This window comes from Pseudarthrobacter ribosi, from assembly GCF_055412865.1.
Map to the genome: position 1 here is coordinate 117032 of NZ_JBVAYZ010000002.1, position 20327 is coordinate 137358.

Sequence of the window (20327 nt, forward strand, 5' to 3'; positions counted from 1 at the left end):
CCGGAGCAGTCGATGGGTTAAAGGGGGATGGTCCCCCACCTTGCGGTGCGGGACCATCCCTTGTGAAAGCTATGACGGCCGGAAGGGCCCGTCCTGCCCGTTAGCGGAAGTCGCTGCCCAGGTCGTAGTCATCCAGCGGGATGGCATGGAACTCAGGAGCTCCGTCGCCGCCCAGGGAATCGTAGGAGAAGTCACTGAATGCGCTGGGGCCGGTGAACAGGTTGGCCTTTGCTTCTTCAGTGGGCTCCACGGTGACCTCGGTGTAGCGCGGGAGACCCGTGCCGGCCGGGATGAGCTTACCGATGATGACGTTTTCCTTGAGGCCGAGCAGCGGATCGCTCTTGCCTTCCATGGCCGCCTGCGTCAGGACGCGGGTGGTCTCCTGGAAGGAAGCTGCGGACAGCCAGGACTCGGTCGCCAGGGACGCCTTGGTGATGCCCATGAGCTCAGGACGGCCGGAAGCCGGCGTCTTGCCCTCGGACACAACACGGCGGTTGGCATCTTCGAAGCGGCTGCGCTCGGCGAGCTCGCCGGGCAGCAGGTCCGATTCGCCGGACTCGATGACCGTGACGCGGCGCAGCATCTGACGGACGATAACCTCGACGTGCTTGTCGTGGATACCGATGCCCTGGCTGCGGTACACGCCCTGGACCTCGTCGACCAGGAACTTCTGCGCGGCACGGGGGCCCATGATGCGCAGAACCTGCTTGGGGTCGACCGGACCGTTGATGAGCTTCTGGCCGACGCTGACGTGCTCGCCGTCTTCGATGAGAAGACGTGAACGGCGCAGGACCGGGTAAGCGATCTCTTCGGATCCGTCATCCGGGGTGATGACCAGGCGCATCTGGCGCTCGGACTCTTCGATGGTGATGCGGCCGGCTGCTTCAGCAATCGGTGCGACACCCTTCGGAGTACGGGCTTCGAAGAGCTCCTGGATACGGGGCAGACCCTGGGTGATGTCGTCGCCACCGCTGGAGGAAACAGCACCACCGGTGTGGAACGTACGCATGGTCAGCTGGGTACCCGGCTCACCGATGGACTGTGCGGCGATGATGCCGACTGCCTCACCGATGTCGACGGTCTTACCCGTGGCCAGCGACCGGCCGTAGCACAGGGCGCAGGTACCGACGCTGGACTCACAGGTGAGTACGGAGCGGACCTTGACCTCGGTGATGCCGGCGGCGAACAGTTCGGCTATGACAACGTCGCCGCAGTCAGTGCCGCCCGCTGCCAGGACCTTGCCCTTGGAGTCAACGACATCCACAGCCAGGGTACGGGCGTACGCGCTGTTCTCGACGTTCTCGTCCAGGACCAGCTCGCCGTTGGAGTCTGCGACCGCGATGGCGGTCATCAGACCGCGCTCGGTGCCGCAGTCCTCTTCGCGGACGATGACGTCCTGCGACACGTCCACCAGACGACGGGTCAGGTAACCCGAGTTGGCGGTACGCAGCGCGGTGTCAGCCAGACCCTTACGGGCACCGTGCGTGGCGATGAAGTATTCCAGCACCGACAGGCCCTCGCGGTACGAGGACTTGATCGGACGCGGGATGATCTCACCCTTAGGGTTGGCCACCAGGCCACGGATACCCGCGATCTGCCGGACCTGCATCCAGTTACCTCGTGCGCCGGAGGACACCATGCGGTTGATCGTGTTCATCGGGGACAGGTTGTCACGCATCGCCTGGGCGATCTCGTTCGTTGCCTTGTTCCAGATCTCGATCAGTTCCTGGCGACGCTCGTCGTCGTCGATCAGGCCCTTGTCGTACTGGCCCTGGATCTTGGCGGCCATGGTCTCGTAACCGGCGAGGATCCGCGGCTTGTCCTTGGGCACCTCGATGTCGGAGATGGCGACGGTGACACCGGACCGGGTGGCCCAGTAGAAACCGGCATCCTTCAGGTTGTCCAGGGTTGCCGCCGTGACCACCTTCGGGTAGCGCTCGGCGAGGTCGTTGACGATGGTGGACAGTTCGCCCTTGTCGGCAACGTTCTCAACCCACGGGTAGTCCGCCGGCAGCGTCTCGTTGAAGAGGACCTGGCCCAGGGAGGTCTGGACGAGCACGGTCTGACCCGGCTCGTAGCCTTCCGGAGCTTCCCAGCCGGCGTAAGGGACAAAGCCCTCAAGACGGATTTTGACCTGGGAGTTCAGGTGCAGCTCGTGCAGGTCGTACGCCATGATGGCTTCCGCGACGGAGGAGAAGATCCGGCCCTCGCCAGCTGAACCGACACGCTTGGTGGTCAGGTGGTAGAGGCCGATGATCATATCCTGCGAAGGCAGCGTCACCGGGCGGCCGTCAGACGGCTTCAGGATGTTGTTCGAGGACAGCATCAGGATGCGGGCCTCAGCCTGGGCTTCGGGGCTCAGCGGCAGGTGCACTGCCATCTGGTCGCCGTCGAAGTCAGCGTTGAAGGCGCCACAAACCAGCGGGTGAAGCTGGATTGCCTTGCCTTCCACAAGCTGCGGTTCGAACGCCTGGATGCCGAGACGGTGCAGGGTAGGTGCACGGTTCAGCAGCACCGGGTGCTCGGTGATGATCTCTTCGAGGACATCCCAGACCTGCGGGCGGTAGCGCTCAACCATCCGCTTGGCCGACTTGATGTTCTGGGCGTGGTTGAGGTCAACCAGGCGCTTCATCACGAACGGCTTGAAGAGCTCCAGCGCCATCTGCTTCGGCAGGCCACACTGGTGCAGCTTCAGCTGCGGGCCGACGACGATCACGGAACGGCCGGAGTAGTCAACGCGCTTACCCAGGAGGTTCTGGCGGAAACGACCCTGCTTGCCCTTGAGCATGTCGCTCAGGGACTTCAGCGGACGGTTGCCCGGTCCGGTGACCGGACGGCCGCGGCGGCCGTTGTCGAACAGGCTGTCAACGGCTTCCTGAAGCATGCGCTTCTCGTTGTTGACGATGATCTCCGGAGCACCGAGATCAAGCAGGCGCTTGAGGCGGTTGTTGCGGTTGATCACGCGGCGGTAGAGGTCGTTGAGGTCGGAGGTCGCGAAGCGGCCACCGTCCAGCTGGACCATCGGGCGCAGTTCCGGCGGGATCACCGGGACGGCGTCCAGCACCATGCCGAGCGGGCTGTTGTTGGTCGTCAGGAACGCATTGACCACCTTGAGCCGCTTCAGGGCGCGGGTCTTGCGCTGGCCTTTGCCGTTGGCAATGATGTCGCGGAGCATGTCCGACTCAGCCTGCATGTCGAAGTTCTCAAGACGCTTCTTGATCGCTTCGGCACCCATGGAGCCTTCGAAGTACATGCCGTAACGGTCGCGCAGTTCGCGGTACAGGCCTTCGTCGCCTTCAAGGTCAGCGACCTTGAGATTCTTGAAGCGGTCCCAGACCTGCTCGAGGCGCTCGATTTCAGCATCCGCGCGCTTGCGGACGTTAGCCATCTGGCGGTCAGCGGAGTCGCGGGCCTTCTTCTTGTCGGCAGCCTTGGCGCCTTCGCCTTCGAGACGGGCAAGCTCGTTCTCAAGGTCGCGGGCGATCGTGGCGATGTCCGAGTCGCGGTTGTCGATCAGCTGCTTCTTCTCGATGTCGTGCTCAACCTGGAGGTTGGGCAGTTCTTCGTGGCGGCTGTCGGCGTCGACGCTCGTGATCATGTAGGCGGCGAAGTAGATGACCTTTTCGAGGTCCTTCGGCGCCAGGTCGAGGAGGTAGCCCAGGCGGGAAGGAACACCCTTGAAGTACCAGATGTGCGTGACCGGGGCGGCCAGCTCGATGTGGCCCATGCGCTCACGGCGGACCTTTGCGCGGGTGACCTCAACGCCACACCGCTCGCAGATGATGCCCTTGAAGCGCACGCGCTTGTACTTACCGCAGTAGCACTCCCAGTCGCGGGACGGGCCGAAGATCTTCTCGCAGAAGAGGCCGTCCTTCTCAGGCTTGAGCGTGCGGTAGTTGATGGTTTCCGGCTTCTTAACCTCGCCGTAAGACCAGCCACGGATGTCTTCCGCGGTGGCGAGGCCGATCTGCATGAGGCCGAAGGAGGATTCGCTGGACATATGGTCCCTGTTCTCTCTTGTTCTCTAAATTCTGAAGTCTTGGGTTACGGGAAGAGGGAGGGGAGGCCCGGGAAAAGTCAGCGCGGCGGGGCCGCATGCTTTTCCCGGGACGCCCTCTGCTAAACCTCTTCTACGGAACTGGGCTCTGCACGAGACAGATCGATGCCCAGTTCTTCCGCAGCCGTGAAGACTGCGTCATCAGAGTCACGCATTTCAATTGTGGTTCCGTCCGTGGAAAGAACTTCCACGTTCAGGCACAGCGACTGCATTTCCTTGATCAAGACCTTGAAGGACTCAGGAACCCCCGGCTCGGGGATGTTCTCGCCCTTGACGATGGCTTCGTAGACCTTCACACGACCATGGATGTCATCCGACTTGATCGTGAGGAGCTCCTGGAGCGTGTAGGCGGCGCCGTAAGCTTCGAGCGCCCACACTTCCATTTCACCGAAGCGCTGGCCACCGAACTGTGCCTTACCACCCAGCGGCTGCTGCGTGATCATGGAGTACGGGCCGGTGGAGCGCGCGTGGATCTTGTCGTCCACCAGGTGGTGGAGCTTCAGGATGTACATGTAGCCGACCGAGATCGGATCCGGGAACGGCTCGCCGGAGCGGCCGTCGAACAGACGGGTCTTACCTGAGGAGTTGATCAGGCGGACACCGTCGCGGGTGACGTTGGTGGAGTCGAGGAGACCGGTGATTTCCTCTTCACGCGCACCGTCGAAGACCGGCGTTGCAACAGTGGTCGAGCCACTCTCGCGCGGCAGGTTCGGCAGCTGCTTGACCCACTCGGGCTCGCCCTCGATCTTCCAACCGGTCTTGGCAACCCAGCCGAGGTGCGTTTCCAGCACCTGGCCAACGTTCATACGGCCCGGAACACCCAGCGGGTTCAGGACGATATCAACGGGGGTACCGTCGGCCATGAAGGGCATGTCCTCGATCGGGAGGATCTTGGAGATAACACCCTTGTTGCCGTGACGGCCGGCGAGCTTGTCGCCGTCGGTGATCTTGCGCTTGGCAGCGACGTAGACGCGGACCAGCTGGTTGACGCCCGGGGGCAGCTCGTCGTCGTTGTCGCGGTCGAAGACGCGGACGCCGATGACGGTGCCGGACTCGCCGTGCGGAACCTTCAGGGAGGTGTCGCGCACTTCGCGGGACTTCTCACCGAAGATGGCGCGCAGCAGGCGCTCTTCCGGGGTCAGCTCGGTCTCGCCCTTGGGCGTGACCTTTCCGACCAGGATGTCGCCGGCTTCAACCTCGGCACCGATGTGGATGATGCCACGCTCGTCCAGGCCTGCCAGGACTTCCTCGGACACGTTCGGGATGTCACGGGTGATTTCCTCGGCACCAAGCTTGGTGTCGCGGGCATCGATCTCGTGCTCCTCGATGTGGATGGAGGAAAGAACGTCCTCGGCCACGATCCGCTGGGACAGGATGATGGCATCCTCGAAGTTGTGGCCTTCCCATGACATGAATGCCACGAGCAGGTTCTTTCCGAGGGCCAGTTCGCCCTGGTCCGTTGCCGGGCCGTCAGCGATGATGCCGCCGACCTCCAGGCGCTGGCCTTCGCTCACCAGAACGCGGTTGTTGTAGCAGTTGCCCTGGTTGGAGCGGGCGAACTTGTTGATGCGGTAGTTGGTTTCCGTGCCGTCATCGTTGAGCATGATGACGAGCTCGGCGGAAACCTCGGTGACCACACCGGCCTTTTTCGCGATGGTGACGTCACCGGCGTCGACTGCTGCGGCGCGTTCCATGCCGGTACCGACGAACGGCGCCTCGGAACGGACCAGCGGCACGGCCTGGCGCTGCATGTTGGCACCCATGAGTGCGCGGTTAGCATCGTCGTGCTCGAGGAACGGGATCAGGGCGGTAGCCACGGACACCATCTGGCGCGGGGAAACGTCCATGAACTCGACGTCGCCGGCGGGAACCAGCACGGGCTCGCCTCCACCACCACGGGCGCGGACCAGGACGGTCTCTTCGGCGAACTTCTTGTTCTCGTCGAGCGGAGCGTTGGCCTGTGCGATCAGGACCTCTGCTTCGTCATCTGCCGTGAGGTACTGGACCTCATCGGAGACAACACCCTCGGCCACAAGGCGGTACGGGGTCTCGATGAAACCGAACGGGTTGATGCGGCCGTAGGAAGCCAGCGAACCGATCAGGCCAATGTTCGGGCCTTCAGGGGTTTCGATGGGGCACATACGTCCGTAGTGCGACGGGTGAACGTCTCGGACTTCCATGCCTGCACGGTCACGGGACAGACCACCCGGGCCAAGCGCCGACAGGCGGCGCTTGTGGGTCAGACCCGACAGCGGGTTGTTCTGGTCCATGAACTGGGACAGCTGGGAGGTTCCGAAGAACTCCTTGATCGCTGCCACGACGGGGCGGATGTTGATCAGCGTCTGCGGCGTGATGGCCTCGACGTCCTGGGTCGTCATACGCTCGCGGACAACGCGCTCCATACGGGACAGGCCGGTGCGGACCTGGTTCTCGATGAGCTCGCCGACGGCGCGGATGCGGCGGTTGCCGAAGTGGTCGATGTCATCGATCTCAACGCGCAGCTCGTGGTCCTGGCCGTCGCGCTTGCCCGTGAGGGTCTTCTCACCGGCGTGCAGGGCAACGAGGAACTTGATCATCGCGACGATGTCTTCAACGTGCAGGACAGACGCTTCCTTGTCACCAAGGGAGCGGTCGATGCCGAGCTTGCGGTTGATCTTGTAACGGCCAACCTTGGCCAGATCGTAGCGCTTGGAGTTGAAGTACAGGTTGTCCAGCAGGGACTGGGCAGCCTCGACCGTGGGCGGCTCGCCCGGTCGCAGCTTCCGGTAGATGTCCAGCAAGGCATCTTCGCGGGTTTCGGTGGCGTCCTTCTCCAGCGTTGCGCGCATGGAGTCGTACTGGCCGAACTCTTCGAGGATCTGGCCTTCGGTCCAGCCGAGGGCCTTCAGCAGCACCGTGACGGACTGCTTGCGCTTGCGGTCGAGGCGAACGCCGACCTGGTCGCGCTTGTCGATTTCGAGTTCGAACCAGGCGCCGCGGGACGGGATGATCTTCGCGGTGAAGATGTCCTTGTCGCTGGTCTTGTCGGCGGTGCGCTCAAAGTAGGCGCCCGGGGAGCGGACCAGCTGCGAGACAACGACACGCTCGGTGCCGTTGACGACGAAGGTGCCCTTCTCGGTCATCAGCGGGAAGTCACCCATGAACACGGTCTGCTGCTTGATTTCGCCCGTGTTGTTGTTCATGAATTCGGCCTTGACGTACAGCGGAGCCGAGTACGTTGCGTCCCGGTCCTTGCACTCAGCCATCGTGTATTTCGGATCAGCGAACTCCGGCTCCGAGAAGCTCAGGGACATGGTGCCCTGGAAATCCTCGATCGGGGAGATCTCTTCGAAGATGTCGGACAGACCCGAGGAGGTGGCGACGCTGAGGTCGCCTTCTTCGACGGCCTTGGCTACGCGTGCCTGCCAGCGTTCGTTTCCGACCAGCCAGTCAAAGCTGTCCGTTTGCAGGGCAAGCAGATTCGGAACATCAAGAGGTTCGTGAATCTTTGCGAATGAGAGCCGGCGGGTTGCACCGTCGGTGCTGTCGGCATTGATAGCGGTTGCAGCGTTGTTTACATTAGAGGTGCTCGAGGCGACCAAGAGGGATCCTTCCACAGACCTTCAGGCGTTTTCAGATCTCCCCCGTTATGCACCCTGCGGAGTGACTCCGCAGTGCTACCAATCCGGTTCCGCTATATGACCCGGGACCCGCGCTGACCATTCTGGTGCCGTTGTTGACGGCACATTGATGGCGCAGCTGCCAGGCTAAGCCCACCGCTATATGAAGGCTGAAGGTAAACAGGGAAGACGCAAATATCTACGATACGGCAAAGCAACCTACTTGTCTACCCCACTTCGCCCGGGATTGCAAGCACTGGTCGCGGCTCCCGGATCGGGTATAAGACCCGCGGATCGCGGCGGCGCTTCGCCGGCGGGAAGGGACGCGGATGGCTCGGTGACCGGGGTCACGATAACCTTGCTGTACATCGTTCAAGATCGGAAGAGAAAACCATGAGCAACTCTGCAGACAACAATGATGTTGTCATCCTCGCTGCCGCCCGCACGCCCCAGGGCCGCCTCAACGGGCAGCTCGCCAGCTTCACGGCCGTGGAGCTCGGCGCGCACGCCATCCGCGCGGCCCTGGCCGCCAGCGGAGTGAAGGCCGAGCAGGTGGAATCGGTGATCATGGGCCAGGTGCTGCAGGCCGGGGCAGGCCAGAACCCGGCCCGCCAGAGCGCCATCGGCGCCGGCATCGGCTGGAATGTTCCCACCGTGACGATTAACAAGGTCTGCCTGTCCGGGCTGACCGCGGTGATCGATGCGGCGCGGATGATCCGCAGCGGCGACGCCACCGTCGTCGTCGCCGGCGGCCAGGAGTCGATGACCCGCGCGCCGCACCTCCTCCCCGGCTCCCGGCAGGGCTGGACCTACGGTTCCATCCAGGCGCTCGACGTCGCGGCGCATGACGGCCTGACCGACGCCTTCGACGGGCAGTCCATGGGCCTGTCCACGGAAACCAAGAACCTCACGCTGGGCATCGACCGGACCTCCCAGGACGAAGTGGCGGCCGCGTCCCACCAGCGCGCTGCCCGCGCCGCCAAGGACGGGGTGTTCGACGGCGAAATCGCCCCGATCAGCGTGAAGCAGCGCAAGGGGGATCCGGTCATCCTGGCCGCGGATGAAGGTATCCGGCCGGACACGACCGTCAGTTCGCTGGCCGGGCTGCGGGCGGCGTTCGTCACGGACGGCACCATCACCGCCGGCAACTCCTCTCCCCTGTCCGACGGCGCCTCCGCCCTTGTGCTGTCCTCGCGGAAGTTCGCCGAGGACAACGGCCTGGAGTACCTCGCCGTCGTCGGGAAACCCGGGCAGGTGGCCGGTCCGGACAATTCGCTGCACTCCCAGCCCTCCAACGCGATCAAGAGTGCGCTGCAGAAGGCCGGCTGGTCCGCCGCGGACCTGGACTTCATCGAGATCAACGAGGCGTTCGGCTCCGTCGCCGTCCAGTCACTCAAGGACCTCGACTACCCGCTGGAGAAGTGCAACATCCACGGCGGCGCGATCGCCGTGGGCCACCCGATCGGCGCCTCCGGTGCCCGGCTTGCCCTGCACGCCGCGCACGAGCTGAAACGCCGCGGCGCCGGCAAGGCCGCGGTGTCCCTCTGCGGCGGCGGCGGCCAGGGCGAAGCGCTCCTGCTGTACCGCGACTGAGCGCCATGCCGGACCCTGTGATGCCCGGGCAGGACCCGGCCGGGGGCGGCGCCGCCGGTGGTGGCACCGGGGGCGGCGGCGCCGGCCGGGAGCGGTTCCTTGCGGACGCCGCCGCCCGCGGCCTCAGCGTCCAGCTCGTGGAGCGCCTTGCCGCCAACAGCCTGGAGGACGCGGCCCGGATCCTGGGGATCCAGCCCGGGGACATCGTGAAGTCCCTGGTGGTCAAGCACAAGGACGGCAGTTTCCTGTTCGCCCTGATTCCGGGCGACCGGCAGATTTCCTGGCCGAAACTCCGCGCGCTGCTCGGGGTGAACAAGCTGTCCCTTCCGGCGGCGGACGTGGCCCTGGCCGCCACGGGCTACGAGCGCGGCACGATCACCCCGCTCGGAAGCACCGTGGCCTGGCCGGTGTACGCGGACCGGACCATCACCGGGCGCCGGATTTCCATGGGCGCCGGGGAGCACGGCTTCAGCGCCTTCGTCGACGCCGACGCCCTGACCGCAGCCCTCGCCGCCGTCGTCGCGGACATCTCCGAACCCAACTGACTCCCGGAGGATCTAACCCGGCCGAGTTAACTCCTCCCCTGGGTTAACAAAACGTGAGGTCGGTTCCGGGCCCGTACCGAACCGTGGGAGAGGCACTGATCCCGCGTGGCTAGTGGAGGGACAGCCGGCCCCTGGAGCGCCCGCTAATCCGAGAAGCCGTTAACGCAGGAAACCCCGCCCACCGGAGTGGACGGGGTTTCCCGGAGCAGAACGGGAACGCGTGGTTCCCGGACAGTTCCTGAAGCGGCGAGTTACTTGAGGGTAACGCGAGCGCCGGCTTCTTCGAGCTGTGCAACAGCCTTCTCGGCAGCTTCCTTGGTGACACCTTCGAGGATGGCCTTCGGAGCGCTGTCAACAACGTCCTTTGCTTCCTTGAGGCCCAGGGAAGTGATCGCGCGAACTTCCTTGATGACTGCAATCTTCTTGTCGCCCGGGTGCTCCAGGATGACGTCGAATGCGGTCTGCTCTTCTTCTTCGGCAGGCCCGCCGGCAGCGGGGCCAGCAACTGCAACAGCAGCAGCCGTAACTTCGAAGGTCTCTTCGAAGAGCTTTACGAACTCAGAGAGCTCGATGATGGTCAGTTCCTTGAAAGCTTCAATGAGCTCTTCGTTGGTGAGCTTCGCCATGGTGTGGCGTCCTTCCTATAGTGGTGCTCGGCGGCCGGAGCCGTGCCTTCGCACCGGAGTCTGGTTTAGAGAGTTAGTTCTCTTCGGGGGCTGCGGCGTCGGCCGGAGCGTCAGCGGGAGCTTCAGCTGCTGCGTCGGCCGGAGCTTCGTCAGCGGCGGGCGCCTCGGCTTCAGCCGGGGTGCCGTTCTCTTCTTCAAGCTTGAGGCGCAGCGCGTCGATGATGCGGACAGCGGCGGCAGCAGGAGCCTTGAGGATGCCTGCAACCTTGGCGAGCTGCAGCTCGCGGGACTCGAGTGCTGCCAGGGCAGCAACTTCGCTGGCGTTCAGTGCCTTGCCCTCGAAGTAACCGGTCTTGATAACCAGCTGCTTGTTGGTCTTGGCAAAATCCGTCAGGCTCTTGGCAGCGGCAACTGCGTCACCCTTGATGAACGCGATTGCAGTGGGGCCGGCGAGCTGGCCGTCGAATGCTTCGACACCAGCTTCCTTGGCTGCAATAGCGGTCAGGGTGTTCTTGACGACCGAGAACTTGGTGTCCTGGCCGAGAGAGACACGCAGCTGCTTGAGCTGTGCAACGGTGAGCCCGCGGTATTCGGTCAGGACAGCGGCGTTCGATTCCTTGAAATCGTTAGTGATCTCAGCTACTGCTGAAACCTTGCTAGGCGTTGCCATAACCCTCCTTCCGGGGATAGTGCCGGTGTTTCCCGGTCCCCGCTCAAAAGAGCTAAAAACTAAAAACGCCCCGCGCAGATGCACGGGGCTTGTCTCGACGCAGTCCATGACTGCGGAGCTTTGCTTCGTTCACCTGCGCCGGCCGCCCTATGTTCAGGGTCCTTCGTCTGGAGATCCACTGGCTCTCCCGGCGCGACTGCAGAAGTGAGTCTTGCTTGGGAGAGTGGATTTCCAACAACCGACGGTCTTTGGTCCCCCCAGCCTACGCGAGCCGGGGCGTGTGCTCCAAATCGGGCGCCCCGGACACGGTTCAGCTGTTGCTGGGGCCGAAGTTGGGGAGCTCCTTTTGCCAGATTCCCGTCACGCCGGCGGTGGCGAACCCCAGCTGCAGGTTGACCTTGAGCAGGTACCGGTTTTCGGGCGCGTTCCAGGTGTAGAGCACCCGGGCATCCGGGAACTGCTCGGAGAGCCGCTCCATGTTCGCGACCTTGATCAGCAGGCCCAGCTTGTTGCCGCGGTGGTCCCGCAGCACCACCGTGTCGTCCTGGAACACGACGTCGGGGCGCAGCGCGAGGACGCTGATGGTGGTCAGGCCAACGAGTTCACCGCTGTCGATATGTTCGATGGCGGTAACCACCGTCCGGCGGCCCTGCGCGATGGCGACGTCTTCCGCCTGACGGAGGATGCCGCCGTCGAACACCATGTCCGTATCGTCGACGCCGGGCACGCCGTCTTCGCCCGCGCTGTTTTCCAGCGCAGCGACCGCCTCAAGCCACTGCTCCGGGCACCGGTCCGTCCAGTGGTGCAGTCGGTAGCGGCCGCCGTTGGCTTCCTCGGCCTCGCTTTGCAGCTCCTCCACGAGCCCGCTGTCCAGCGGCAGCGCACAGGCACTGAACTTTTCGATGTGCTGGAGGGTGTAGCCGTTGTGGCGGGCGAACTCCACCTCCCTGCTGTTCACCGGCACGAAGCCGACGCCGGTGCCGGGCACCAGCTGGCCAGCTTCGCTGTCCCCCAGCGAGGAGCTCGGATGGTTCGTGTCGATCAGGATCGTGTGGCGGCCCTCGTCGCGGGCGAAGTGCTCGGCGGCCTCGAGCAGCTGCCGGCCCACTCCCCGGCCCTGGAACTCCGGCAGGACGTCCAGGGCGAATTCGGCCAGGTCAAGGTTCTCGGAGAGAGGCAGCGCAATGTCCAGGGTACCGACGATTTCCCCGCCTATCCTGGCCACGAGAATCACCTGGCGCTCGTAGGGGTCCGCCATTTCCAGCAGTTTCTCCTGCGGCGCGTAGGCGAGATCGTCGCTGCCCCAGGTCTGCATGCGCACCTTGCGTCCCACTTCGACGGCGGCAATGAAGTCGGCGGCGTCCGGCCCGTCCAGCGAATCGGGGATCCACAGCTGTTCAATCCGTACGTCGTTTGCCATAACGGGCATCATCCCCAGCTGTTCTGCCATCTACGGGTACCGGATTTCCTGCAGTAAACAGGGCTTCCACGGTCAGCATATGCCGGTTTGCGCCGGCGTTCCATCGTCCGACGTGCGCCGGAACCGCTACGACCCGCGGCCGGAGGCGTCGACGGTCCGCTGCCATTCGCCGTCGTAGCCGGCGGGGCGGAATCCGAGCGCCACGCTGATGGGGAGCATATGGTCGTTCTCCGCGGCGTTGAATGTGGTGACGCGTTCCACCGCCGGGTACTCGGCGAGCAGGCGGCGGAGGTTGCGGATTTTGACGAGCATGCCCAGGCGGTGCCCGCGGTGGCCGGCGGCGACCAGGGTGTCGTCCTGGTCCGCCAGCCACGGTTTGCCGGCCGCCAGTTCGAGCACGGAGTACGCCGCCAGTTCGTCCCTGTCGCGGTGCCGTGCGGCGGTGACCAGCGAGACGTTTCCCGCCTGCTTCCAGGTGTCCTCAACGTGCCGGACGCGGGCGGCGTCCCAGGTCTCCTGGTCATAGCTGAGCCCGCCAGTCGGCGCGTCCGTGCTCATCCGGGACATCAGCACGGCGAGCTGCTCCACGTACTCCTCCGGGCAATGGTCCGTCCAGGTGACCAGCTCGTACGGTTCCGCCCTGGCCAGCGCCTCCCGCTCCAGTCCGTCCAGCAGTGCCGGAGCCGGCGGCATGGGGAGGGAGCTGAACCGCTCCACCTGTTCCAGCTGGTAGCCCGCCCGCTGCGCGAACCGGACAGCCCGCGCGGACCCCGGCAGCGTGCCGGTCCCGGTGGCGGGCCGGAGGACATCCAGGCCCTCGGCGTCGAAGTCGGCGGGATGCTCGGTGAAGGTCATCAGGACCGTGCGGCCGTCCGCGGCCGCCAGGGCCTCGGCATGGGCCAGCAGGGCACGTCCGATCCCGCGTCCGGTGAAGTCGTCCAGGACGTCCACATGGAGGAGGGCACTGCCCAGGTTGTCCTTCAGCTCGTAACGGAGCCAGGACCGCGCGACCATCCGGCCGCCCGCGCGGACGAAGAAGAGCTGCATGCGTTTGTAGGCGTCGTCCCGCCAGTAGCGGAGCAGTGCCCCCGGCGGAGTGGCACGGTCCAGGTTCCCCCAGACCTCCAGCACCAGAGCGTCGCTGAGGGTGCTGAACTCAAGGAAGTCTCCGGCGTCCGGGGAATCGAGGGCGTCCGGAATCACGAGGGGTTCTATGCGGTACGGCGCTGCAGTCACCGGGTCAGCGTAGCCGTCCCTGCGGAACGCAGAAAGACCGCCCCGCAGTTGCGGGACGGCCTTTCTGTTGCTGCTGTGAATCCGGTGAAGCTTAGACCTCGGTCAGGACCTTGGTGACGTTGGGGTCAACCGAGACGCCCGGGCCAAAGGTGGTGGCGACGGTGGCCTTCTGGATGTAGCGGCCCTTGGAAGCGGACGGCTTGAGACGCAGGACCTCTTCCAGAGCGGCTGCGTAGTTCTCGGCCAGCTTGAGGGCGTCGAAGGAAACCTTGCCGATGATGAAGTGCAGGTTCGAGTGCTTGTCGACGCGGAAGTCGATCTTGCCGCCCTTGATGTCGTTGACGGCCTTGGCGACGTCAGCGGTCACGGTGCCGGTCTTCGGGTTCGGCATCAGGTTACGCGGGCCCAGGACCTTACCGAGGCGGCCAACCTTGCCCATGAGGTCAGGGGTGGCGACGGCGGCGTCGAAGTCGGTCCAGCCGGCTGCGATCTTTTCGATCAGGTCATCGGAACCAACGAAGTCGGCGCCGGCTGCGATTGCAGCCTCAGCCTTGTCGCCCGTTGCGAAAACGAGGACGCGGGAGACCTTACCGGTGCCGTGCGGCAGGATAACGGTGCCGCGGACCATCTGGTCTGCCTTACGCGGGTCGACACCCAGGCGGAAAGCAACCTCAACGGTGGCGTCGAACTTGGACGGGTTGGTGTCCTTGGCCAGCGTCACTGCCTCGAACGGCGCGTAGAACTTCTCCGCGTCGATCTTGGCTGCGGCTGCCTCATATGCTTTGCTGCGCTTTGCCATGCTGCTTATTCTCCTTGTGCAGTTGTGGTCTGCGGACCGCGCGGGGCCCTGCCACAGTTGGAACTCCGAACGGTTTGTCCGTCCCGGCTTCCAACATCTCAATGTTTAGGTGGTGCCGGTTGCCCGGCGGGGAAGGCTATTAGCCCTCGACGGTGATACCCATGGAACGGGCGGTGCCGGCGATGATCTTCGCGGCGCCTTCCAGGCTGGTGGCGTTGAGGTCTTCCATCTTGGTGGTGGCGATCTCATTGACCTGGGCCTGGGTCAGCTTGGCAACCTTGACGGTGTGCGGCGTGGGCGAACCCTTGGCGACGCCTGCAGCCTTTTTGATGAGCTCTGCAGCCGGCGGGGTCTTGGTGATGAACGTGAATGAACGGTCCTCGTAGACCGTGATTTCAACCGGAATAACGTTGCCGCGCTGGGCTTCCGTCGCAGCGTTGTACGCCTTGCAGAATTCCATGATGTTGACACCGTGCTGGCCAAGCGCAGGACCGATCGGCGGGGCCGGGTTAGCGGCACCTGCCTGGATCTGCAGCTTGATGAGGCCGGTGACCTTCTTCTTGGGAGCCAATGTAGGGTCCTTCTCTCAATTACGTCCTGGGACACAGGAGCGTGCCTCAGGTTGTTGGCCGCCATGGCGAGGCGGCCGGCCGTCCCAGGCTGCTAAAGCGGGCAGTCCGGGGCGAATTCTGTGGGGATGACTAGATCTTGCTGACCTGGTTGAATGCCAGCGTGACCGGGGTCTCGCGTTCGAAGATGGAGACCAGCACCACGAGGGTCTGGGAGTCCACCTTGATTTCCGAGATCGTGGCCGGAAGCGTCTCGAAGGGACCTTCCTTGACGATGACGGACTCGCCGACCTCGAAGTCGACGTCGATCTGCGCGGCGGCGTGCTTGACCGGCTTGCCCTTCTCGGCCTGCTCTTCTTCGAAGACCGGGGCGAGCATGGAGAAGACCTCGTCGAGGCGCAGCGGGACCGGGTTGTGGGCGTTGCCCACGAAGCCGGTGACGCCGGGGGTGTGGCGGACGGCGCCCCAGGAGGCATCCGTCAGGTCCATGCGGACCAGGACGTAACCGGGGATGCGGACGCGGTTGATGACCTTGCGCTGAGCATTCTTGATCTCAACGACTTCCTCCATCGGAACCTGGATTTCGAAGATGTAATCTTCCATGTCCAGGGTCTGGATGCGGGTTTCCAGGTTGGCCTTGACGCGGTTCTCATAGCCGGCGTAGGAGTGGATGACGTACCAGTCACCTTCCTGGCGGCGCAGCTTGGCCTTGAACTCGTCGGCCGGATCAACCTCGGCGGCGGCTGCAGCGGCGGCCAGCGCGTCAGCCGACTCGTCGTCGCCTTCGGCTACCTCGTCGCCGGCCTCGGCGACCGTGTCTGCCTCGGCGTCTGCCTCGGCGTCTGCCTCGTCTACATCGGTGTCCTCGCCAGCGGCGGCCTCTGCCGTGACAGCGGACTCGTCAGCGACGTCGGATTCGGGCGCAGCAGACACAGCCTCGGACTCTTCCCCGGCTTCCACCGCGGCGTCCTGGCTCTTATCCAGCTCAGTCTCAGTTACCTCGAGCTCCTGCTCAGACACTTGGTCTCCTGCTTCCTCATTGCCTAACATGCCTATTTAAATGACTCAATTCCGCACACCCCGCGGATCCTCCGGAATCCCGGTGGTTATCCACGCAGTCTGCGGACCGGTCGCCTCAGCTGTCCGCGGGGCCCGTGCCGCCGAAGACCCAGCCCACTGCGGTCCCGAAGGCCAGATCCAGCAGGGTGACGATGAGCATCATGATGACCACGAACACCAGCACCACGAGGGTGTAGTTGATCAGTTCCTTGCGGGTCGGTGCAACGACCTTCTTCAGTTCGCCGATGACCTGGCGGATGAAGAGCGCGATTCGAGCGAAGAAGCCTGCCCTGGGGGCATTCTTGGCGGGGCGGCCACTGGAGCTGCTTGCAGCCGTTTCGGTCACCTGGTCCTCACTCATCCTCGCAATGTCGGATACCCGGCTCTGAACTGAACCATGGTTGCTGCGCTTGCCCCGGAGAAACCGGAACAGCTTGCGCAGGGCAGACAGGACTCGAACCTGCAACCTGCGGTTTTGGAGACCGCTGCGCTACCAATTGCGCCACTACCCTATGGAGCGAAAATCATTTCCGGTCCGTTTCCCCAGACTTCCCTGAGGCGCAGACCATCATCGTGTTTTCAACACCGGAGAACCAGTCTACGCAACAACTGCGCCTACGTCGAACCGGCCTCCCGGACCCTCCCGTCCCACCGGAAAAACAGCGAGAAAACGAGACGATAAACCGGCTGCGAAACCAACTGTCCAACATGCAGTCATATTTCCGCGCCGGCACCGCGGACGATCCGGTGAACAGCATAGAGTAGGTTCCGTCGAATCCCACAAACAGCCACCGAAGCTGCTAGCGAAGAATGGACCTTACGATGCCTGCCGCCCGCATTTCACAGCGTATTTCCGCCATAGCCGAATCCGCCACGTTGGCTGTTGATGCCAAGGCGAAGGCGCTGAAGGCGGCCGGCCGCCCGGTCATCGGCTTCGGCGCCGGCGAGCCGGACTTCCCGACCCCCGAATACATCGTGCAGGCGGCCATCGAAGCCGCCAGCCAGCCCAAGTACCACCGCTATTCTCCGGCGGGCGGCCTGCCGGAGCTGAAGCAGGCCATCGCGGCCAAGACGTTCCGGGATTCCGGCTACAAGGCGGAGGCGGCCCAGGTGCTGGTCACCAACGGCGGCAAGCAGGCCGTGTACAACACCTTCGCCACGCTGCTCGATCCGGGCGACGAGGTCATTGTCCCCACGCCGTTCTGGACCACCTACCCGGAGGCCATCCGGCTCGCGGGAGGCGTGCCGGTCGAGGTCTTCGCCGGACCGGAGCAAGGGTACCTGGTCACGGTGGAGCAGCTTGAGGCCGCCCTCACGGACCGCACCAAGATCCTCCTCTTCGTCTCCCCCTCCAACCCCACCGGCGCCGTGTACTCCCCGGAGCAGGTCAGGGAAATCGGCCAGTGGGCCGCCGCCAAGGGCCTGTGGGTGGTCACGGATGAGATCTATGAACACCTGACCTACGACGGAGTGCCCTTCACCTCGATTGCGACGGCCGTTCCGGAGCTGGGCGACAAGGTTGTCATCCTCAACGGCGTTGCGAAAACCTATGCCATGACCGGCTGGCGCGTGGGCTGGATGATCGGTCCGGCCGACGTCATCAAGGCCGCGACCAACCTGCAGTCGCACGCCACCTCCAACGTCTCGAACATCCCGCAGATGGCCGCCCTCGCCGCGGTGTCCGGTCCGCTGACCGCCGTCGACGAGATGAAACTCGCCTTCGACCGCCGCCGCAAAGCCATCGTGGCCGGGCTGAATGCCATCGAAGGCGTGGAATGCCCGACGCCGAAGGGAGCGTTCTACGTCTACGCGGACGTCCGCGCCCTGCTCGGCAAGGAGTTCCCGTCCGCGAACGGTCCCGTCCGGCCGTCGACGTCGGCGGAGCTGGCCACACTGATCCTGGATGAGGTCGAGGTGGCGGTGGTTCCGGGCGAGGCTTTTGGCCCCTCCGGCTACCTGCGCCTCTCCTACGCCCTGGGCGACGAAGACCTCGCCACCGGCGTCGCCCGCCTGCAGGACTTCCTGGGCAAGGCGAAGTAGCAGCCCTCCCGCAGTTCCTGCACGATTCCTTCAAACGCTCCCGCAGTCACTGCGGGAGCGTTTGCTGTCTGGCCGCAGGAGCTGAGGGAGCGTCCTACCCAACACTGCAGGAGCTGCGGCAGCGTTTGGCTAGAGGAGGCGGCGTTCGGCGGCCCAGCGGGTGAGTTCGTGCCGGCTGGAGAGCTGGAGTTTGCGCAGCACCGCTGAGACGTGGGTTTCCACGGTTTTGATCGAGATGAACAGCTCCTTGGCGACTTCCTTGTAGCTGTAGCCGCGGGCGATCAGCCGCATCACCTCGAGTTCGCGGGCGGAGAGCCGGTCCAGCTCGTCGTCGGCAATGTCCGCCGGGGCGGTCCCGAAGGCGTCCAGCACAAATCCCGCCAGCCGGGGCGAGAAGACGGCGTCCCCGCCGGCGACGCGGCGGACGGCGCCGGAAATTTCCGCCCCCGAGATGGTCTTGGTGACGTAGCCGCGGGCCCCTGCCCGGATCACGGAGACGACGTCCTCGGCCGCGTCCGAGACGCTGAGGGCCAGGAACCGGGTGCTGCCCAGCAGGGGTGCGGAGCCGGCCAGTACTTCGCGTCCGCCGCCGCCGAGCCCGCCCGGGAGGTGGACATCCAGGAGCACGACGTCGGGACGCACGGCGGCGATCACGGCGACGGCATCCTCCACCGTTCCGGCCTCGCCGGCCACGACGATGTCCGGGTCCAGGTCCGCCTTCAGGCCGGACCGGAAGATGGCGTGGTCGTCCACGATCACCACCCGGATCCCCTGGGCCGGGCTCCCCGCTTCGGTGCTGCTCACAGTCTTGCCTCTCCGTTGCTGTTCGTGGCGGCAGCCCCGGCGGGTGCTCCCGCTGAGAGGGGCAGCCTGAGCCGCACCTCGGTGCCGTCCTGGGTGCTGTTGATGGTGGCGGTGCCGCCGTGGCGGGTCATCCGGCCGACAATCGACTCGCGGACCCCCAGCCGGTCGGCGGGGACGGCATCCGGATCGAAGCCGGGACCGCGGTCCTTCACGAAGACCTCCGCCGCGCCGTCGGTGACTTCCAGGTACACCGACACGGTGCCGCCGCCGTGCCGGGCGGCGTTCAGCATGGCCTCGCGGGCGGCCTGGACCAGTGCCTCGTGGCGTTCAGTCATGGCGCAGTCGCCCACCGTGACGACCTCCACGGCGTGGCCCAGGGAGTCTTCCACTTCCGCCGCCGCGGTCTTGATGCCCTCGGACAGTTGACCGGCTTCCTTGCCCGGATCCCGGTACAGCCAGCCCCGCAGCTCGCGCTCCTGGGCGCGGGCCAGGCGGACGACGTCGGTCTCGTTGCCGGCGCGGCGCTGGATCAGGGCCAGCGTCTGCAGCACCGAGTCGTGCAGGTGGGCGGCGATCTCGGCCCGTTCGGTCGCGCGGACCCGCCCGGCCCGCTCCGTCTCCAGGTCGCGCCAGAATTTCAGCCCCCAGGGCAGGAGGACCAGGACAACGCCGCCGAGCACCGCCACCGAGGACAGCAGGGCAAGCCAGGTCTGTTCCCAGGACCCGGAGCCGGACACCATGACCAGGACACCGCTCACGACGAGGGCCAGCCCGGCCGCCAGACGGGCCCAGCCGCCGGCCTGGTCGGCCTTGGTCTTGTCCACGAGGCCGGCGCGGCGGGTCTCGTCCAACTGCATCCAGGCGATGGCCGCGCCGCCCAGGATGGCAGCAACCGGGATGAGCGTCCCGAGCGGAACATCGACACCGAGCATGCGGGCGATCAGGATGCCGGCGGCCAGCAGCAGACCCGCCCCGAGCAGGATCTCCTTGCCATAGCGCATGCCGGTGACACTGCTCCACCAGGAATCAGCGGGAATCGTAGCCGGTGCGACCGCCGGGGCAATCGGCGACGCCGGCTGGCGGGCATTGCGTTTGGCGCTTTCGTCCGCGGTGGGAACCATGATCCAGAGCCAGGCGTAGAAGGCGACACCGGCGCCCCCGGCGAGCGCGGCCACCGCCATACCCAGGCGAACCATGCGTACGGGCAAGCCCAGGTGCCGGGCGAGGCCGGCACAGACCCCGGCAATCACCCGGTCGCTGCCGCGGACCAGCGGCGGGCGTGAAGCGGCGGTTGTCATGACTCAATCCAA

15 protein-coding genes and 1 tRNA gene are annotated in these 20327 nt (G+C 65.0%); 3 read left to right on the forward strand and 13 right to left on the reverse strand.

Going from position 1 to position 20327, the window contains the following annotated elements; all coding sequences use genetic code 11:
* Window positions 1–100: 100 nt before the first annotated feature.
* A complete protein-coding gene (locus tag ACZYZ5_RS02385; protein ID WP_307465583.1) occupies window positions 101–4000 on the reverse strand; it encodes a DNA-directed RNA polymerase subunit beta' in 3900 nt (1299 codons plus the stop codon).
* A 119-nt stretch (window positions 4001–4119) separates the two neighbouring features.
* Window positions 4120–7638 (reverse strand): DNA-directed RNA polymerase subunit beta, encoded by a 3519-nt coding sequence (gene rpoB / locus ACZYZ5_RS02390; protein ID WP_463898880.1) that lies wholly within the window; start codon window positions 7636–7638, stop codon window positions 4120–4122.
* A 411-nt stretch (window positions 7639–8049) separates the two neighbouring features.
* Between rpoB and ACZYZ5_RS02395 the strand changes: the two genes are divergently transcribed.
* A complete protein-coding gene (locus ACZYZ5_RS02395) occupies window positions 8050–9249 on the forward strand; it encodes an acetyl-CoA C-acetyltransferase (RefSeq protein ID WP_463898882.1) in 1200 nt (399 codons plus the stop codon).
* Window positions 9250–9269: 20 nt separating this feature from the next.
* Complete coding sequence (locus tag ACZYZ5_RS02400) at window positions 9270–9794, forward strand: aminoacyl-tRNA deacylase (RefSeq protein WP_463899225.1); 525 nt, start codon at window positions 9270–9272, stop codon at window positions 9792–9794.
* A 251-nt stretch (window positions 9795–10045) separates the two neighbouring features.
* Here the strand turns inward: ACZYZ5_RS02400 and rplL are convergent, their stop codons facing one another.
* The 9 genes from rplL to ACZYZ5_RS02445 all read right to left on the reverse strand — a co-directional run bounded on the left by rplL (window position 10046) and on the right by ACZYZ5_RS02445 (window position 16685).
* Window positions 10046–10420, reverse strand: a complete 375-nt coding sequence (gene rplL / locus ACZYZ5_RS02405; protein WP_301226786.1) for a 50S ribosomal protein L7/L12 — start codon at window positions 10418–10420, stop codon at window positions 10046–10048.
* Window positions 10421–10493: 73 nt separating this feature from the next.
* Complete coding sequence (gene rplJ, locus ACZYZ5_RS02410) at window positions 10494–11090, reverse strand: 50S ribosomal protein L10 (RefSeq protein WP_463898883.1); 597 nt, start codon at window positions 11088–11090, stop codon at window positions 10494–10496.
* A gap of 310 nt (window positions 11091–11400) precedes the next feature.
* Window positions 11401–12510, reverse strand: a complete 1110-nt coding sequence (locus ACZYZ5_RS02415; RefSeq protein ID WP_463898885.1) for a GNAT family N-acetyltransferase — start codon at window positions 12508–12510, stop codon at window positions 11401–11403.
* Window positions 12511–12636: 126 nt separating this feature from the next.
* Window positions 12637–13746 (reverse strand): GNAT family N-acetyltransferase, encoded by a 1110-nt coding sequence (locus ACZYZ5_RS02420; RefSeq protein WP_463898887.1) that lies wholly within the window; start codon window positions 13744–13746, stop codon window positions 12637–12639.
* A 91-nt stretch (window positions 13747–13837) separates the two neighbouring features.
* The gene (rplA, locus tag ACZYZ5_RS02425) at window positions 13838–14545 is read right to left on the reverse strand and encodes a 50S ribosomal protein L1 (protein WP_354184560.1); all 708 of its coding nucleotides are present in this window, start codon (window positions 14543–14545) and stop codon (window positions 13838–13840) included.
* A gap of 139 nt (window positions 14546–14684) precedes the next feature.
* Complete coding sequence (rplK, locus tag ACZYZ5_RS02430) at window positions 14685–15116, reverse strand: 50S ribosomal protein L11 (RefSeq protein ID WP_024365990.1); 432 nt, start codon at window positions 15114–15116, stop codon at window positions 14685–14687.
* A 130-nt stretch (window positions 15117–15246) separates the two neighbouring features.
* Window positions 15247–16134, reverse strand: coding sequence for a transcription termination/antitermination protein NusG (gene nusG, locus ACZYZ5_RS02435; RefSeq protein ID WP_463898888.1), 888 nt, complete (start codon window positions 16132–16134; stop codon window positions 15247–15249).
* Window positions 16135–16249: 115 nt separating this feature from the next.
* Window positions 16250–16534, reverse strand: coding sequence for a preprotein translocase subunit SecE (gene secE, locus ACZYZ5_RS02440; RefSeq protein ID WP_463898889.1), 285 nt, complete (start codon window positions 16532–16534; stop codon window positions 16250–16252).
* Window positions 16535–16612: 78 nt separating this feature from the next.
* Window positions 16613–16685: transfer RNA gene (locus tag ACZYZ5_RS02445), tRNA-Trp, on the reverse strand.
* 310 nt (window positions 16686–16995) lie between these two features.
* Here ACZYZ5_RS02445 and ACZYZ5_RS02450 point away from each other — a divergent pair.
* Window positions 16996–18213 (forward strand): pyridoxal phosphate-dependent aminotransferase, encoded by a 1218-nt coding sequence (locus ACZYZ5_RS02450; protein ID WP_463898890.1) that lies wholly within the window; start codon window positions 16996–16998, stop codon window positions 18211–18213.
* 129 nt (window positions 18214–18342) lie between these two features.
* On the opposite strand, the gene ACZYZ5_RS02455 is transcribed toward ACZYZ5_RS02450, so the two are convergent.
* Both ACZYZ5_RS02455 and ACZYZ5_RS02460 read right to left on the reverse strand, forming a co-directional pair.
* Window positions 18343–19017, reverse strand: coding sequence for a LuxR C-terminal-related transcriptional regulator (locus ACZYZ5_RS02455; RefSeq protein WP_463898891.1), 675 nt, complete (start codon window positions 19015–19017; stop codon window positions 18343–18345).
* Window positions 19014–20315, reverse strand: a complete 1302-nt coding sequence (locus ACZYZ5_RS02460) for an ATP-binding protein (RefSeq protein ID WP_463898892.1) — start codon at window positions 20313–20315, stop codon at window positions 19014–19016. Before ACZYZ5_RS02460 ends, ACZYZ5_RS02455 begins: the two co-directional genes overlap by 4 nt.
* Window positions 20316–20327: the final 12 nt, after the last annotated feature.